Raw genomic sequence first — 16543 nt, 5'->3', positions numbered from 1 at the left:
CATGGCTCTTGACATGGAACAGGTGAAGGAACTCCGCGTTCGGACTGGTGCAGGAGTTCTGGACTGCAAGAAGGCTCTTGCGGAGTGTAACAACAATGTCGAAAAGGCTGTGGACTATCTCAGGGAAAAGGGACTGGCCAAGGCGGCGAAAAAGGCCGGTCGTACCGCTTCCGAAGGAAGGATCTTCAGCTACATCCACACCACGGGAAAGATCGGCACCTTGGTGGAATTGAACTGCGAGACCGATTTCGTGGCCCGCACCGACGAATTCCTCACCCTCGGACACGAAATCGCCATGCATATCGCTGCGGCGAATCCCCAGTACGTCCTTCCCGAGGACGTGCCTGCGGAGGACCTCCAGAGAGAGAGGGAGATCTACAAGAACCAGGCTCTCGAAGAGGGAAAGCCCGCGCACATCGTGGAGAAGATCGCCGAGGGGCGCGTCAAGAAGTTTTACGAGGACACGTGCCTTCTCGAGCAGAACTACATCCGCGATCCGGACCGGAAGATCAAGGATCTCGTGATCGAGAACATTGCCAAGCTGGGAGAGAATATCGTCGTCCGTCGTTTTTCCCGATTCTCCATCGGGGAATAGCGGCAGAGGAGAGACGAGGGGCGGAGATCTTTTTCTCCGCCCCTTTTTCATGGGTTTCTCGTGATGGCGGGAATATCGCGAAGGCAAGGAGGATGTGCGATGGCCTCTTTCAAGCGTGTTCTGTTGAAGCTCTCCGGAGAAGTGCTTGCGGGTGATCAGAAGTTCGGCCTGGATTTCGACACCGTCGCGGCAATGGCGGAGGAGATTGCCGAGATTGGCCGGGCGGGCATCGAGGTCGCCCTCGTGGTTGGGGGCGGCAACATTTTCCGCGGTGCCGAGGCGGAACGGAAAGGCGTCGAGCGTGCCCAGGCGGACAACATGGGTATGTTGGCGACGATCATCAACGCGCTTGCCCTTCAGGATTCCCTGGAACAGATAGGCACGCCCACCAGGGTGCAGACGGCGGTGGAAATGCGCCAGCTCGCCGAACCGTTCATTCGGCGCAGAGCTCTTCGCCACCTCGAAAAGGGACGAATCGTCATCTTTGCCGCCGGAACGGGTTCCCCCTATTTCTCCACGGATACGGCAGCGGCGCTCCGGGCTGCGGAGATCAATGCGGATTGCCTGTTGAAGGCCACCAAGGTGGATGGTATATATGAGAGTGACCCTGAGACGCATCCGGAGGCACGTCTTCTGTCGCACCTCACCTATCTGGACGCGTTACGGATGCAACTCCGGGTTATGGACGCCGCGGCGTTTTCCCTGTGTATGGAGAACAAGATTCCCATCATCGTTTTCAACATCCTTCGGAAGGGCAATCTCAGGAAACTGCTCGTAGAGGGTGAACGGACGGGCACGCTGGTATCGTAGGAGAGGAGTGACGGGAATGCCGAACGCTGCGATGAAAGATCTGCGTGGACGCATGGAAAAGGCCATTGATTTCTTTCGGAATGAACTACTGGGAGTGCGTACTGGTCGAGCGCATCCGGCCCTTGTTGAGGAAATCAAGGTGGATTATTATGGAGCTACCACCCCGATCAAGCAGATGGGAACCGTGACAACTCCAGAACCCCGTCAGATTCTCATCGCCCCCTGGGACAAGACGGCCCTCAAGGCCATCGAGAAGGCGATCCTCGCTTCCCCCTTGGGGGTCACTCCTCAGAACGACGGAGAGAACATCCGCATCAACCTACCCGAGCTTACCCGGGAACGGCGTGTGGACCTCACCAAGCTCGTCCGGAAATATGCCGAGGAAGCCCGGGTGGTCATCCGCAACCTGCGCAGGGAGGGCAACGAAACCTTCAAGAAAATGGAGAAGGACACGCTCATCACCGAGGATGCCCGGGACAAATTCCTCAAGGAGATTCAAGTGATGACCGACGAGTTCATCAAGAAGATCGATCAGATTCTGGAGGAAAAGGAAAAGGAGATCATGGAACAGTAGATCCTCCCCGTCGTTTTCGCGTGTTTTTGGCGGAAGCGATGTCGTGGTCGCGGCCGTGCGGACGATGCGGTTCTACCTGCGATGTCGTCTCCGGTCTCTAGTGTTGTGGAAGTTGTTGTGCCTCTTTTTGGAAGCATGGTGCAAGAGCGGGTCCGCGATGGATCCGCTCTTTTGCGTTGTGCCATTCCGTGTCTCTCTGCGGCCGTGCCGAGTTGCGTGCGCAGGGTTGGAAAATCTCCGTCGCGGTGTTCTGTGGTTGCCGATGCTTGTCCAGCTTTTCCGGGAGTGTCACATTTTCTCTTGAGGCACCTCCGCGTGAAGAAGGAAACGCGCCGGAAATGTTCCGGAAGCATGCTTTGAAGAGCGTGCGCAAAAGCGAGTGTGAGGAGAGGATGCCGGTCCGGTTCGGGGGGCACGCGTTCTCATTGTAACGAGAGCGCCGGAGAGTTTATTTCCAGTGGAAGGCCATGTGTTCTGTTGAAGTCCCAGGGTATAGAATAAGAAAGAGTACTTCCATTTGCGGATTTCTGGAGGGATGAGTGTGTCGCAGAGGATCGTCGTGGCGCTTGGAGGAAACGCGATTCTGCAGCGGGGACAGAAGGGGACGGCGGAGGAACAGATGCGGAATGTCCACGCCACCTGCGAGCAGGTGACGGGAATGCTCCGAGCCGGATATGAAGTGGTTCTCACCCACGGAAACGGACCGCAGGTGGGAGCGGTGCTCATTCAGAACGAACTCGGGAGCCGGCAGGTGCCGCCCATGCCGATGGATGTCTGCGGGGCCGAAACTCAAGGGTTTATCGGGTACATGTTTTGTCAGAGCCTGCGAAACATCATGGCGGAGCGCGGTATCTCCGGGCATCCTCCGGTGTGTGTCGTGACTCAGGTCGAAGTGGATCCCCGCGATCCAGCGTTCTTTCACCCCGCAAAACCCGTGGGGCCCTTCTTCACCGAGGAAGAGGCCCGAAGGCGCATGGAGCTGTCCGGGGAGAGCTGGATCGAGGATGCGGGACGAGGCTGGCGCCGAGTGGTCCCTTCGCCGGATCCGAAGGGGATTGTGGAAAGCGATGTCATTCGGGGGCTCGTGGATCGCGGTGCGGTGGTGATCGCCTCAGGAGGCGGAGGCATTCCGGTCGTCCGAAGGGACGATGGCCTCCTTCAGGGCGTGGAGGCGGTGATCGACAAGGACCTCGCGGGAGAACGGCTGGCGCAGCAGGTGAACGCCCAGGCCTTCGTCATCCTCACCGATGTGCCCAACGTGTGCGTGCACTACGGAAAACCCGATGAACAAAAGCTCGGGGAGATTACGGCGGGAGAGCTGAGAAGGCTCGCGGCGGAGGGACATTTTCGTTCGGGAAGCATGGGCCCCAAGGTCGAGGCGGCACTTCGCTTCGTGGAGAACGGCGGCGCCTTCGCGCTCATCGCCAACCTCGAACAGGCCGTGGAGGCTCTGGAGGGTAAGGCGGGGACCAGAATCGTCAAGGGGTGAGCCGGTTCCGGACTCGCGGCGTTTTCCGGGATCGGTGTTGTGCGCGGTTGGCGGAGGATGGTGCGGCAAGGTCCTTCCCCGGTGTGTGCGTCAGGCGTGTGCAGTCGCATGCATCACATTGTAGTTGTCTGCGTCAGGTTGCGCAAAAGGGTTTTCATGGTGTTCGGTGGCGCATCTCCGGCTTTTTTCGGGGGTTCTTTTGTGTGCGGAAGTGGGTGACGTGATCGCACACAACCCACAAAACATGCCGCTCTCGGGTTGTGTACGTTGTGGGCGAACGTTCGCCCGGACTACTCCAAAGGGGGAGCGGGGCTGTGGCGGATGGCGGAGCCGGCTCCGCTTGGCGGCGAAGGCATGACAAAGGGGCGACGGAACGAGGAAGAGATCCTCGTTCCGTCGCCCCTTGCTTTGTAATGTCCCGGGGCCTTTTTTGTGGCTGTCCGGGGGTTTTGCCCGTTTTCCGGATTTCGCCCCCCAGTGTTCGGTCCCGTCCATTTTGCCGCCGGAATTATTCCTCCGGTGCCGCAGGAGCGTGGGCGGGTTTGGGAGGCTCCTTTCTCTTGATCATGTCCGAGATGAAGGGCCATGCGACGGAGAGTGCCGCCAGGGCGAGAAGCGTGATGCAGATGGGGGAGCGCACGAAGATCGACAGTGCTCCGTCGGAGAGCATGAGGGACTGGCGAAAGGACTGTTCCATGGATTGCCCCACCACCACGGCCAGGATGAGTGGTGCCGTGGGGATCTTGAAGGATTTCATGAAATACCCCACCAGACCGAAGAGGACGAGGATGTGGAACTCCATGACGCTGTAATTGATGGTGTAGACCCCGAGGAGGGCAAGGACGATCACCAGCGGGTAGAGAATGCGGGGGGCACCGCGAGAACCCGCACCAGGGCACCCGCGAGGGGGATGTTGATGATCGCGCAGACCACGTTCGCGAGGAAGAGGCTGGCGATGACGCCCCAGGCCACGTCCGGATGGTGCTGGAAGAGCAGGGGGCCGGGTTGGAGACCGAGGATCAGCAGGGCTCCCAGCATGACCGCGGTCGTGCCCGATCCCGGCACACCCAGGGTCATCATGGGGATCATGGCGCCGATGGAGCAGGCATTGTTCGCCGCTTCGGGGGCGGCGAGCCCTTCGACAGCGCCCTTGCCGAACTCTTCGGGGTGCTTGGAGAGCTGTTTCTCGTTGTTGTAGGCCATCATGGCGGCGATGGTCCCGCCCGCTCCGGGGAGGATGCCGATGAGGAAGCCAACGGGCGTCTGGCGGAGAATAGGGAGCCAGCTCCGCTTCCATTGCTCCATGGAGATCCAGATGCGTCCGAATTTTCTCTGGATCGCCTGGGTGCCCTTGGCCTTGATGGTCTCGAAGTTCTTGAACACCTCGCCGATGCCGTAGACGCCGATGATGACCACCACGAAATCGATGCCCGACTGGAGTTCTGGCAGGCCGAAGGTGAAGCGCTGCACCCCCGACTGGAGGTCGATGCCCACGGTGGTGATCATGAGCCCGATCAGGAGGGAGATCATTCCTTTGAGGAGGGCCTCCTTGGAGATGGCTGCGGTGGCCGCTAGAGCGAAGACCATGAGCGTGAAGTACTCCGGGGGGCCAAACCGCAGAGCGAAACGGGCCATGGGGACCGCCAGGGCCACGAAGGCTATGGCGGAAAGCAATCCGCCGATGAAGGAGGCGATGGCGGAGATTGCCAGGGCGGCCTCGGCCTGCCCCTTCTGCGCCATGGGATAGCCATCGAAGCAGGATGCCACGGCGGCGCCGTCGCCGGGGATATTAAGCAGAATGGAGCTTCGGGAGCCGCCGAACATGGCGCCGTAGTAGATAGCGCACATGGTGATGAGCGCTGTCTCGGGCCTCATGGCGTAGGTGAGAGGGAGAAAGAGCGCCACTCCCGTGGAGGGGCCCAGCCCTGGAAGCATGCCGAGAACCGTGCCGAGAACGCTGCCGAAGGCCATGTAGGCCAGGTTTATCGGCGTTGCGGCGACGGAGAATCCGTAAAGAAGGCTCTGCAGAATGTCCATGTGTTCAGCCTCCGCCTAGGGAAGATTGATCTGGAAGGCTTTCACGAACACCACCCACAGCCCCAGGGTGAAGAGGACCGTAATGATGCTGTTGAGCTTCCATGCCGATTTGCCGTTCACGAGAAAGAGCAGTCCTCCGAGAAAGAGCAACGTCGAGGAGATGAAGCCGATGTGTTCGAAGAGAAAACCATAGGCGACGGAGAGGAGGATCGTACCTCCCGTAAGGATCCAGTAGCCGGGATCTTTGGCCTTCCCCGCCTTGTCTCTGTGCCCCTCCGCAGCGCGCTTTCGGTCCACCAGGAGAACCGCGAGGCCGAGGAGCATCGTCAGGACGCCCAGGGTGGCGGGAAAGTAAATGGGAGCCCAGGGATTGCCTATCGAGGCCTTGGGCAATTGAAATGCCTGGATCGTATAAACCGCTCCGAAACAGAGGGAAACGAGTCCCACTATCGTGTCGCGTCGCATGGCATCACCTCATGAATTGTCTGAATGTCTCTTTCGGAAAAAAATCGGAGAACCGAAGGTCTGCGGCCCGTGGGCAGGGCGGGCCGCAGACGACCGGAGATCGTGTTGTCCGACTATTGGGCCTGCTTGTAGAGACCGATCTCGGTGAGGAGTGTCTTGTACTCCTCGTTGGTCTTGTCGAGGAAGGCCGCGAAATCGGAAGAACCCATGAAGGCCTTCGTCCAGCCGTTGCGCTTGCAAATTTCGTCCCACGAGGCAGTCTGGACCATCTTGCCCAGGGCGTCCTCCATAAAGGCCTTCGCCGCCTGGGGCATGTCGGGAGCGCCGAAGATGCCGCGCCAATTGATGAACACCGTGTCGATGCCCTGTTCCTTCAGGGTGGGGACTGCCGCAAGGGGACCCTCGGCGATGCGCTCGGGGGCCGTCACGGCGAGGACCCGTATGTCACCGGCCTCAAGGGGGCCGACGACTTCCGCCATGCCTGTGGAGAGGACGTCCACGTGGCCGCCGAGAAGTGCCGCGAGGCTCTCGCCGCCCTGGAAGGGGATATAGGCGATCTCCTTCAGGCCCGAGACGCCCGCGGCATGGGCGGCCTGAAGGATCTGGAGATGGTCCATGCTTCCCGGAGAGGAGGCGCCGCCGATCTTGACGCTCTTGGGATCCTTCTTCAGCGCCTCGATCACGTCGGTCATGGACTGGTAGGGCGAGTCCTTGGGAACGGCGAATGCGCCGTAGTCGTTGATGAGCATGGCGATGGGGGTGACGTTCTTATAGCTCAGTTCGGTCTGGCCGGTGAGGTTGATGAGCAGAAGGGGAGGGGAGTAGACGATGAGAGAATAGGGATCGCCGGCCTTCTTCTGCATGTACGCGAGAGCCACACCACCGCCGCCGCCGGGTTTGTTGATGACGGGCATGGGAGATTTCACGAGCCCCTCTTCCGTAAGGACCTTGGTGGCCATGCGCATGGTCGTGTCCCAGCCGCCGCCGGGGCCTGCGGGAGCGATGCACTCGAAGGGTTTGGAAGGATAGTCGCTTGCGAAAGCGGCTCCGGCGACAAACAGTACCGCCAGTGCCAGGAGGAGCAGAATCGAACGTTTCATGCTGGTGTCACCTCCGAACAGGGTCATTCGCCTCGGCGCGAAGCGCCTTCCGCGATGCCGAAAAAAGAGAATCCTCTCCGCGATGGTGTGATGGCGTAACGCGAAACTTTTTCCGTGCACCAACCCCTTTCACCTCTGATCTGAGAGAACGCATCACAATATTTCCTGCGTGTCGTGGAGAGTGAAGCGCCGCCTTCGGGGTTGCTTCGTCTCCGGAAGTCGCATCCGAGCCGACGGATACTGCTCCGTGCGGGAGCGAGGATCGTCACCGGCGCTAGCGCGACGAGATCGGGGAGTATTCTTTGGGGGATGCTTCCCGTTCGTCTTTGCCCTTGTCGTCATGGTTGCCGGATGCCTCGCTTTCCAGGGAAGCGAGGTAGGCGTCGAGGGCGGTCTGGAGATGGGTCTTCACGAGGTGCTCCACCGCAGCGCGGTTTTTCTCCGCGACGGCGTCGAGAATGGCCCGGTGTTGCACGAGAACGTCGCCCTGGCGCGGTTTTTTGCCCAGAGTGATTCTGCGAAAGCGGTGGAGATATTCCCGGTAGGTTCCGATGAGCTGAATGAGCCTCGGCATTTTCGAGCTGGCGATGAGGGCGTCGGTGAACTCCTGGTGGTCCTTGAAGACCGCTTCGTCGTCGCCGCAGGCCATGTGGTGTTCCGCGCTGTCCAGACAGGCCTGGAGAAAAGCGAGTTCCTTCGGGGTGATGCGCTCGGCGGCGACGAGGGTTGCCATGACCTCCAGCGCCTGCCGGATGGAGTAGATTTCGATGATGTCCTCCCGGGAGAAGCCTTTCACGACGACGCCCTTGCGGGGAAGATACTCGACGATGCCCTCCATTTCGAGCTTGCGCAGGGCTTCCCGCACGGGGGTGCGGCTCACGTTCATCCGGTCTCCCAGTTCGCTCTCGACGAGGCGGTCCCCGGGCTTGAGTTCTCCGTTGAAGACAGCTTCGCGGAGGTGGTCGTAGATCACATCTCGGATGGGCTTGATGGATCCCGGATCGAAGGTGTCCAGCACGGCCATGAAACAATCCCTCCTGCACGATGGATAAGTATGAAAAGTCTTTGGGAAGCCCTGAATAAAGACCTTTCGCTTTCCCTTGACTCGGGTTGCATCAGGCTCTGCGAGGCGCCCTGCGGGGCTGACGTAGCCTTATTTATTCAGAGATTCCTTTGTTTTTTGCCTGAGGAAGCGTTTCCCAGGAAAGCGACGAGTGATAACCGGCACCGCTTTTATGTGCTGCAGCGGCAGGGCTGAAAAACTGCTGTCTTGCTTTGTAAGGTCTGTGTTTTTTGGAAACCGTTTCCCCCCTTCGTGCGGGGCGGAAGACTTCTCCGGTATGGACGAAAAAAGATCTTCTCCGGAGCTTGTTGCGAAAAACCGTCGGAAGAACTATGATGCATACGGGATACGGGATACCGTTCACGAGATCCATTTTAGAGGCTTTCGTTTTTTTGTCAAATAGGAACAAAGGCGTTGGAAATGTTCTGACAAGATTTTCGAAACGGATGGTGAAAGAACATGCGCTACGAGGCGGCTCAGGCGGGAACGCTGGAATCCTCGGATTGTCTCGTGACTCTGGCGCCGAGCGGAGAATTCTCCTTCGAGTATCGGAGCGGCAACGGAGGACTCTTCGCGGAGCGGACCGAGGCGATGGTGCGGGGGATCCTGGAGCACTATGGAAATCCCTGTTTTCGCGTGCAGATTTTGGATCAGGGCGCCCTGGAGGCGACGTTGCGGGCGAGGCTCGAAATCGCACTCGAGCGGGCCCTGCGGAAGGAGTGACGTTCGTGAAACCGCGCAGATCCATGCTCTACATGCCGGGCAATTCGCCGGGAATGCTCCAGCACGCACCGGTTTTCGGCGCCGACAGCGTCCTGCTCGATCTGGAGGACGCGGTGGCGGTGGCCGAAAAGGATGCGGCGAGGCGACTGGTGGCGCACTTCCTCAGGGTTCTCGATTTCGGCCGCGTGGAGGTGACGGTGCGAATCAACGGTGCCGACACACCCTATTTCGAGACGGACCTGGAGGAGATTGTTCCCGCACGACCCTCGGCGGTGCGGCTGCCCAAGTGTCAGAGCCCCGGGGATGTCCTTCGGGCGGACTCGCTCATGACGGCCATTGAGGAGCGCCACGGTATGGTGGTCGGTACCGTGGGCATTCATGCCATGCTGGAGACGGCGAAGGGGCTGGAGCACGCCTTCGAGATCGCCACGGCCTCGCCGAGGGTGAAGGCCCTCACGCTCGGCGGACAGGATCTCACCGCCGATCTGGGGGTGCAGAAGACTCGGGAGGGGTGGGAACTCTTCTACGCACGGGGGCGGGTGGTCATGGCCGCGAGAGCCGCGGGCATCGCCGCTTTCGACACAGTGTGGACCGACGTGGACGACCCCGAGGGGCTCGCGGCGGAGGCAAAGCAGATCGTCGAGATGGGGTTCACCGGAAAGGCCGCGATTCATCCCAGCCAGATTCCGGTCATACACGAGGCGTTCCGCCCCGATTTCAGGGAATTCCGGAGGGCCTGGCGCATCGTCACCGCCGCGGAAGAGGCGGAACGGCAGGGGAAAGGCGTTTTGCTCGTGGACGGCAGAATGGTGGACGGCCCTATCGTACTCAGGGCCCGGCGGCTTCTGGACCTGGGGGTTCTCTACGGCATGAAGGGAGACGAAACGGCATGAGACGGGCGAAGATGGTTCGAAACGCCATCGGGCGCTTCGTGCCCACGGATGTACCGGGAATCGGCGCTTTCGAGCCCTACGCCGGTGCCATGGCGAAAATCGCGGAGAGGCGAGAGCGGCCGAGGATTTGCGCGCCTCTGAAGGCGACGCCACCTTCCCGGAACAAGGTTGCGCCGGATCTTAGGGAGGCGGTCCGCCGCTCCGGCCTGGAAAACGGCATGACCATCTCCTTTCACCACCATTTCCGCAACGGCGATGCGCTCATGTCGCTGGTGCTCGCCACGCTGGACGAGATGGGCTTCCGCGGTCTCACCCTCGCGCCGAGTTCCCTCCCCGACACGGCGGACTTCGTGGCGGACTACATCCGGCGGGGAGTGGTGACCCGTCTGCATACCTCGGGCCTTCGTGGGGAGGTGGGCAAGGCTGTCTCGGCGGGGGAACTGGAGATTCCCGTGGTCATCCGTACGCACGGGGGGCGGGCCCGGGCCGTCGAGGAGGGGAGCATCGCCATCGACGTGGCCTTCATGGGGGCTCCCGCCTGCGATGTTCTGGGAAACTTCACCGGGTGCATCGGCAAATCCGCCTGTGGTGCCCTGGGGTACGCCCAGGTGGATGTGCGCCACGCCAGGCATGTCATCGCCCTGACGGACGACCTGATGGACTATCCCGTCCGCCCGCGCATCTCCGTGCCGCAGTATCTGGTCGATCAGGTGGTGGTGGTGGACAGCCTGGGCGACCCGACGAAGATCGCCACGGGGGCGGCCAGGATCACCCGAAATCCCGTGGATCTCTGCGTGGCGAAGAACGCCTTCGACCTCGTGGTCGCATCGGGGTTACTCGCACCGGGATGTTCTTTCCAGGTCGGCGCGGGCGGAGCGAGCCTCGCCGTGGCGGCCTTTGTGCGGGAGCATCTCCGGGAGAAGGGCATCCGGGGCAGTTTTGGTCTGGGGGGTATCTCGGGATTCATGTCCGGCATGCTCGAAGAGGGGCTCTTCAACGCCATGTTTGACGTACAGAGCTTCGATTCGGCGGTGACGGGCTCCATGGTGCGCAACCCGAACCATATCGAAATCGACGCCTCTTGGTACGCGAATCCTCTGAACAAGGGATGCCTGGCACACAACCTGGATGTAGTGATCCTCGCTGCCCTGGAGGTGGATCCTGAGTTTCACGTGAACGTCATGACCGGGAATGATGGGGTTCTCCGGGGTGCCTCGGGAGGACATGCCGACACGGCGGCGGGGGCGAAGCTCGCCATCGTCGTGGCGCCTTCGTTCCGTGGTGGTGTGCCCACCATCAAGGATTCGGTCAAGACCGTGATCACCCCCGGGGAGACCGTGGACGCCATCGTCACCGAACGGGGGATCTGCATCAACCCCGCCCGGGCGGACCTGCTGGAGGCCGCGCTGAGAGCGAACCTTCCCGTGAAGGACATCACCGACCTGAAGAAAGAGGTGGAGCGCCTCACGGGGGTTCCCCGCCCGGTGGAGTACGACGAGGATCACATTGTGGCCGTGGTGGAGTACCGGGACGGAACGCTTCTGGACACAGTCTATCGAACTCGTCAGAGGTGAATTTTCCCCCGCGGAACCGGAAAGGACGGTCGCGTGGGGAGGTGTCGTCGCGGGTGGTACGACTGCGTGGTGGAAGGATCGAGCGATCTCGCCGGGGGCTTCCTTGGTTTTTTGAAGAAGATTTTTTTCGGCGGGTGTGCACGATGTCAAAGAAAGAGGGCGGTCGTAAAAAAGAGGGGCGGAACGAGTGCGCCCCTCTTGCGCATGTTTTGAGAGGGATGCGGGCGCGTCGAAGAGGCACTTGCCGGAACTCCTCTTTCACGTCTGCAGAGCGTCAAACTCCAAGGAGCGGAAGGGCGTAAGGTTTCGTGGTCCCGGGATGTCCGTCTCTTATGGTAGAATACCACAGGCAATTTCAGGACAACTGGGAGTGATGTTCGTGGCGCAGAAAAGGAAAAGCTCGGGAAGCAAGGTGTCTCCGACAGAGACTGGAATCGCCGGGAAGGGCGGCATCTCGCTCCAGGGAATGCTCCAGTGGCTGTGTCTGGTCTGCATGGGCGTTTCTCTCGCGGTGCCCAACCTCGTCTATTCGGGGATGAGCTGGTTTCAGACACTCCATTTCATGAAATGGGTGGTGGCGCTCGTTCCTCTGGCGGTGCTCTGCATCGTCGTCGGTCTTGTGGTGGCGTTCAAGGGAACGGAAAAAATTCGTTTCACCATCGACCCCTTCGGGTGGATCTGGTTCGCCTTGCTCCTGTATGTCACTGCCCAGCCCTTGTGGACGGAGATCAAATCCGTTCCGACCTTCGCCCGGGAGTGGTTTTTCTTCGCCTCCCTCTGGGCGGCCTACGTGCTCTGCTATAACTTTCTTCCCAGGGACCGTTTCCGGTGGATTCTCTGGGGGGCGAACCTCAACGCCGCATGCAACGTGATCTTCGCGGAACTGCAGATCCGCAATCTGAGCGGTCCCTTCGCCTTTATCCTCCCCACGCCGGGAAACTACATCGGCAACACGGGGCAGCAGGAGATGTTCGGCCTCTGGGTGGCCATGGCCTGCCTGAACAGCATCTATCTCCACGTGGCCTACGGCCGGGAGGAAGGGCTCTACCGTCGCTCCCTGCCGGTACGTCTCGCCAACATTCTTCTCCTTGCCGTCAACGCCTGGGGGCTCTGGGGCTCCACCACCCGGGCGGCGATCCTCTCCCTGGGTGTCGCCGTGGCCGTGATGGCTCTCGTTGCCTGGCGGAACGAGGAGGCGCGACATCTTCGCCGTCTCGGGGGCATCGTTTCTCTTCTCGCCCTGGGTCTTTTGGCGACGGTGCTCTTCAACGCCGGGCGCGCTGGATCCCTGGAGTCGAAATGGATGGACGTGCTGAAGAACCCCGAAACCGTGGGAGGACGTATCGACATCTGGGCCACCTCGTGGACCATGATCACTCAACAGCCCCTGAAGGGGGTCGGGTTGGGGCAGTACAAATGGCACTACCTGGACGCCCAGAAGGAAATGTTCCAACGTTCTCCGAACCGGGACTGGAAGTTCACCATGTGGGCCCACAACGAGTACCTGCAGTTCTTCGCCGAGTTCGGCCTCGTGGGAGGGCTTCTGGTGATCGCCCTTCTTTTGTGGCTCCTCTGGGCCTTTCTCGGTATCGTGGTACGACGGGAGAAAATTCCGCTGGAAACGCTCTGGGCCTTGGCGATGCTCGCGTTGATCTGGTTCGACGCGCTCTGGTCCAGACCTTTCCGAAGGATCGAAAACGCCCTGTGGATCTCCGCCGCTTTCGCTTTCGCCACGTCGGTGCTGCTTCCGGAGCGCCTTTCCTGGAGCGCGCTGCGGCGTCCGGTGCTGCAGCGCTGTATGGGTGCCCTGCTCGCCGGGGTCGCCCTCTTCGGTTTGGTTTTTCTGGGTCAGGGTATAAAGGGGGACCGCACCATCGCCGAGGCCATGCAGGCACGAACGCCCCAGGCCCAGCGGGCTCTGCTGGAAGAGGCGAAAAAGGCGCTCATGGTGCGGGACATCGCGGAGCGGCAGATCGGAAAGCACCTTATCTCTCTGGCGCAGATCTCGAAGGACATGGATCTGCTGACGGACGGTCTGAACCGCCTCTGGTTCTCCTTCAAGAGCGAGAGCACGGCGGAGGATCTGATGGCCCTCATTGATTGGGGGAACCGCCTGCGAAACCGGCAGGTCCTTGATGCGCTGCTTCCCTATCTCAAGCCGGGAACCTACCGGATGGCCGAACCGGCACCGGAGGAATCTTCAGCCCCCGCGTCGGGTCCAATGTTGCCTTCTGTCCCGACGGAGCCGTCCGGCTCCTGAGCGGTGTTTCGGGACGGCGGCTTTTTCGTGCCGCTTGCCAGATGGAGGAGAGTATGCTAATGTTCTCTCCTGTGCGGGTATGTCGTTTTCAAGAAGAGGTTCGACCTCTCGCCTGTCGACGCTTCGGCTGTTGACTGGCCAGGAACCCGAAAATCCATGCGGATTTTTGTGTACTGAGGCCGGACCGAGTGTCCGGCCTATTTCTTTTTGGAGGTGAAGTGCCATAGAAAACAAGGAACAGGAGCCCCGCGTGAATGAGGAAATCAAGATTCCCGAAGTTCTCCTGATCGACGAGGAAGGTGTCAAGCTCGGCGTCACTCCCGTGCGCGAAGCCTTGGCGATGGCTGAGGAGCGCGGACTGGATCTCGTCGAGGTCGCTCCTCAGGCGCGTCCGCCCGTGTGTCGCATCATGGACTACGGTAAATACCGCTTCCAGATGCAGAAGCGCGACAAGGACGCACGGAAGAAACAGAAGACGCAGACCGTGAAGGAAATGAAGATGCGTCCCAAGATCGACGTGCACGACTATAACTTTAAGACCAAGGCCGTGCGCTCCTTCCTTGAGGATGGACATCGCGTCAAGGTCTCCGTGTTCTTCCGTGGTCGCGAGATGGCCTTTCTGGACCAGGGGCGCGAGGTGCTGGAGCGGGTCATCCGGGATTGCCAGGATTTGGCCACGGTGGAGATGGCTCCGCGCATGGAAGGCCGTTTCATGCGCATCATGCTCGTTCCCGTGCCTCAGGCAGCCAAGAAAGCCTGACGTCGAAGGAGTCTCCGTCCGGTTTTCCCAGGACGGAGCGGGTCAAGAAAGTACGTTCACGCGGAGTTGCTGCGGCACCGTTTTCGATGGGCCTCATCACCTTCTGCGGCAGCGAAGTGAGAGAGAACATCGGTCGGTTTTCCATGAACGGTTGCGTAGGATCCTGTCCCTTTGTGGGCTGGAATTTTCGCAGCCGAAATGTCGAACAGGCGGAAAAGGGTCAATCAGGACGAATCTTGTTGCGGGAGGGGTCGGATCATGCCCAAGATGAAAACACATTCGGGAGCCAAGAAGCGGTTTCGGGTCACGGGCTCCGGGAAAGTCGCTTTCCAGAAGACGGGGCGTCGTCACATCATGCGCACGAAGAACGGAAAACGGGCGCGCACGCTGCGCAGGACGGGAATTCTTCCCGAGGCTCAGGGTGACAATCTGAAGCGTCTTCTTCCCTACGCGTAGAGATAATTCCGGAGCAGGAGTTTCGGAAACCGTAAAAGAGGTGAATTGGTATGCCCCGTTCGAAATCATCGAGTAACAGCGATCGTAAGAGGAAAAAATTGTTCGGTATCACCAAGGGTTATTGGGGACGGAAGAAGAACGTCTACCGCCGCGCCAGGGAAGCGTTCCTCAAATCTCTTTCCAATGCCTTTCGTGACCGGCGTGCGAAGAAGCGGGAGTTCCGCAAGCTCTGGATCATGCGCATCAACGCCGCGGCCAGACTGAACGGAACCACCTACAGTGCCCTCATGAACGGCATGAAACGGGCCAACATCTCCATCAATAGGAAGATGCTCGCCGATCTGGCCGTCAACGACCTTCAGGCCTTCGCGAACGTCGTCTCCTCCGTGAAGGAGGCGCTCGGCCAATAGGCGTCCGGACATACAGCAATGTCCGCGTCGAGCGGGCCGTGGTTTTAGGGTTCCTGCTGCTTATTGCCGCAGGAACCCTACTTGTATGGGCGGGGAACCTGCACTCCGCGAGGCTTTCTCTCGTGGATGCCCTCTTCACCGCCACCTCTGCGGTGTGTGTCACGGGGCTCGTAGTGGTGGACACGGGACGGGATCTCTCTCCCTTCTCGCAGGTGGTCGTTCTCCTTCTCATCCAGCTCGGAGGGCTTGGCGTGATGACCGCCATGACTGCCCTTCCCCTGGTGGCGGGACAGCGCATCGGTATTCGCCAGCGGCTTCTTTTTGCGGAAGGAATGGGGCTCGACACACCCCAGGGGGCGGTACGCCTTCTCCTCGACGTGCTCAGGCTCACCCTGACCATTGAGGGCGTGGGAGCACTGTTGCTCTTTTTCGCCTTTTTGGGAGAATATCCTCCGGGACGCGCCGCCGCCCTGGCGATCTTCCACAGTGTGAGTGCCTTCTGCAATGCCGGGTTCTCCCTCTTTTCCACGAGCCTGGAGGAATATGCTGCCTCCATCGCCGTGCCGGGGGTCGTCATGATGCTGCTCGTCCTCGGGGGACTCGGATTTCCCGTCCTCTCGGAACTCCGGAACGTTCGGCGGGAACGACGTCCTCTCTCCGTTGCGGCGCGGCTGGTGCTCGTCACCACAGGGGTCTGCATTCTGGGAGGATTCGTTCTCCTGCTGGCTGCGGAATGGAACGGCGCCTTCCGACACCTGGCCCCTGGATGGAAACTGTGGAACGCACTCTTCGCGGCAGTGACACCGCGCACGGCGGGATTCGACACGGTGGCGCCCGGACTCTACGCGCCGCTGGGGCTTCTGGTGACGATCCTGCTCATGATTATCGGGGCGTCGCCGGCTTCCACGGGGGGTGGCGTGAAGACCACTACCGTGGGAATTCTCGCTCTGGCATGCCTGCGGGATATTCAGGGCGAGACGGAGGTGCACGCCTTTGCCCGGAAGATCCCCGTGCGGACGGTCTTTCGGGCGTTGACTTTCGTGTTGCTCTATCTGGGAACGATCCTCTGCGGTGTCTTCTGTCTCTCCTTCACGGAGGCACTTCCCTTCGGGAGCGTCCTTTTCGAGGTTGTTTCCGCTCTGGGAACGGTGGGGCTTTCCATGGGCATCACGTCGTCCCTGAGCGTTCCGGGGAAGCTCGTGATGGTACTGCTGATGTTCTGGGGCCGGGTGGGAATCGTGACCTTCATGTACAGCCTCGTGCAATCGTCGGGAGGCGGCCGGATCTCCTACGTGGACGCCCGGATTCCCATCGGATAGGAAGAAACGGGGAGG

The 16543-nt window shown here is 60.5% G+C and carries 15 protein-coding genes and 1 pseudogene; 12 read left to right on the top strand and 4 right to left on the bottom strand.

The features are described from left to right. Position 1: 1 nt before the first annotated feature. The 4 genes from tsf (at position 2) to arcC (ending at position 3468) form a co-directional block, all read left to right on the top strand. Positions 2–595, top strand: a complete 594-nt coding sequence (tsf, locus tag K349_RS0115540; RefSeq protein ID WP_029166660.1) for a translation elongation factor Ts — start codon at positions 2–4, stop codon at positions 593–595. Positions 596–694: 99 nt separating this feature from the next. Then, positions 695–1405 carry a UMP kinase gene (gene pyrH, locus K349_RS0115535; protein ID WP_029166659.1) on the top strand — a complete coding sequence of 237 codons (711 nt, stop codon included), beginning with the start codon at positions 695–697 and terminating at the stop codon, positions 1403–1405. 16 nt (positions 1406–1421) lie between these two features. Then, positions 1422–1979 carry a ribosome recycling factor gene (gene frr, locus K349_RS0115530; RefSeq protein WP_029166658.1) on the top strand — a complete coding sequence of 186 codons (558 nt, stop codon included), beginning with the start codon at positions 1422–1424 and terminating at the stop codon, positions 1977–1979. Between the two features lie 535 nt (positions 1980–2514). After that, entirely contained in the window at positions 2515–3468 is a 954-nt protein-coding gene (gene arcC, locus K349_RS0115520) for a carbamate kinase (protein WP_034265831.1), read from the top strand. A gap of 508 nt (positions 3469–3976) precedes the next feature. On the opposite strand, the pseudogene K349_RS17500 reads toward arcC, so the two are convergent. The 4 genes and pseudogenes from K349_RS17500 to K349_RS0115495 all read right to left on the bottom strand — a co-directional run bounded on the left by K349_RS17500 (position 3977) and on the right by K349_RS0115495 (position 8094). Continuing rightward, a pseudogene (locus K349_RS17500) lies at positions 3977–5403 on the bottom strand (tripartite tricarboxylate transporter permease). A gap of 117 nt (positions 5404–5520) precedes the next feature. Continuing rightward, a complete protein-coding gene (locus tag K349_RS0115510; protein WP_029166656.1) occupies positions 5521–5970 on the bottom strand; it encodes a tripartite tricarboxylate transporter TctB family protein in 450 nt (149 codons plus the stop codon). Positions 5971–6083: 113 nt separating this feature from the next. Next, a complete protein-coding gene (locus K349_RS0115505; RefSeq protein ID WP_029166655.1) occupies positions 6084–7070 on the bottom strand; it encodes a tripartite tricarboxylate transporter substrate binding protein in 987 nt (328 codons plus the stop codon). 274 nt (positions 7071–7344) lie between these two features. Beyond that, entirely contained in the window at positions 7345–8094 is a 750-nt protein-coding gene (locus K349_RS0115495) for a GntR family transcriptional regulator (protein WP_029166654.1), read from the bottom strand. 498 nt (positions 8095–8592) lie between these two features. On the opposite strand from K349_RS0115495, the gene K349_RS0115485 reads away from it, so the two are divergent. The 8 genes from K349_RS0115485 to K349_RS0115445 all read left to right on the top strand — a co-directional run bounded on the left by K349_RS0115485 (position 8593) and on the right by K349_RS0115445 (position 16528). Continuing rightward, complete coding sequence (locus tag K349_RS0115485) at positions 8593–8856, top strand: citrate lyase ACP (protein WP_029166652.1); 264 nt, start codon at positions 8593–8595, stop codon at positions 8854–8856. Positions 8857–8861: 5 nt separating this feature from the next. After that, positions 8862–9749, top strand: a complete 888-nt coding sequence (locus K349_RS0115480; protein WP_029166651.1) for an HpcH/HpaI aldolase/citrate lyase family protein — start codon at positions 8862–8864, stop codon at positions 9747–9749. After that, positions 9746–11323 carry a citrate lyase subunit alpha gene (gene citF, locus K349_RS0115475; protein WP_211240372.1) on the top strand — a complete coding sequence of 526 codons (1578 nt, stop codon included), beginning with the start codon at positions 9746–9748 and terminating at the stop codon, positions 11321–11323. The genes K349_RS0115480 and citF overlap by 4 nt, the downstream gene beginning before the upstream one ends. 379 nt (positions 11324–11702) lie before the next feature. Then, positions 11703–13583 (top strand): O-antigen ligase family protein, encoded by a 1881-nt coding sequence (locus K349_RS0115465; protein WP_169731368.1) that lies wholly within the window; start codon positions 11703–11705, stop codon positions 13581–13583. A 223-nt stretch (positions 13584–13806) separates the two neighbouring features. Beyond that, positions 13807–14343, top strand: coding sequence for a translation initiation factor IF-3 (infC, locus tag K349_RS17495; RefSeq protein WP_034265828.1), 537 nt, complete (start codon positions 13807–13809; stop codon positions 14341–14343). Positions 14344–14601: 258 nt separating this feature from the next. Continuing rightward, positions 14602–14799 carry a 50S ribosomal protein L35 gene (gene rpmI / locus K349_RS0115455; RefSeq protein ID WP_029166648.1) on the top strand — a complete coding sequence of 66 codons (198 nt, stop codon included), beginning with the start codon at positions 14602–14604 and terminating at the stop codon, positions 14797–14799. 50 nt (positions 14800–14849) lie between these two features. Then, entirely contained in the window at positions 14850–15209 is a 360-nt protein-coding gene (gene rplT, locus K349_RS0115450) for a 50S ribosomal protein L20 (protein ID WP_029166647.1), read from the top strand. Positions 15210–15247: 38 nt separating this feature from the next. Next, positions 15248–16528 (top strand): TrkH family potassium uptake protein, encoded by a 1281-nt coding sequence (locus K349_RS0115445; protein ID WP_029166646.1) that lies wholly within the window; start codon positions 15248–15250, stop codon positions 16526–16528. The last annotated feature ends 15 nt before the right edge of the window (positions 16529–16543 follow it).

Source organism: Aminiphilus circumscriptus DSM 16581, from assembly GCF_000526375.1.
GTDB lineage: Bacteria > Synergistota > Synergistia > Synergistales > Aminiphilaceae > Aminiphilus > Aminiphilus circumscriptus.
Note: the sequence above shows the minus strand (reverse complement) of the source record. Positions and strands in the feature narration are given on the sequence as shown.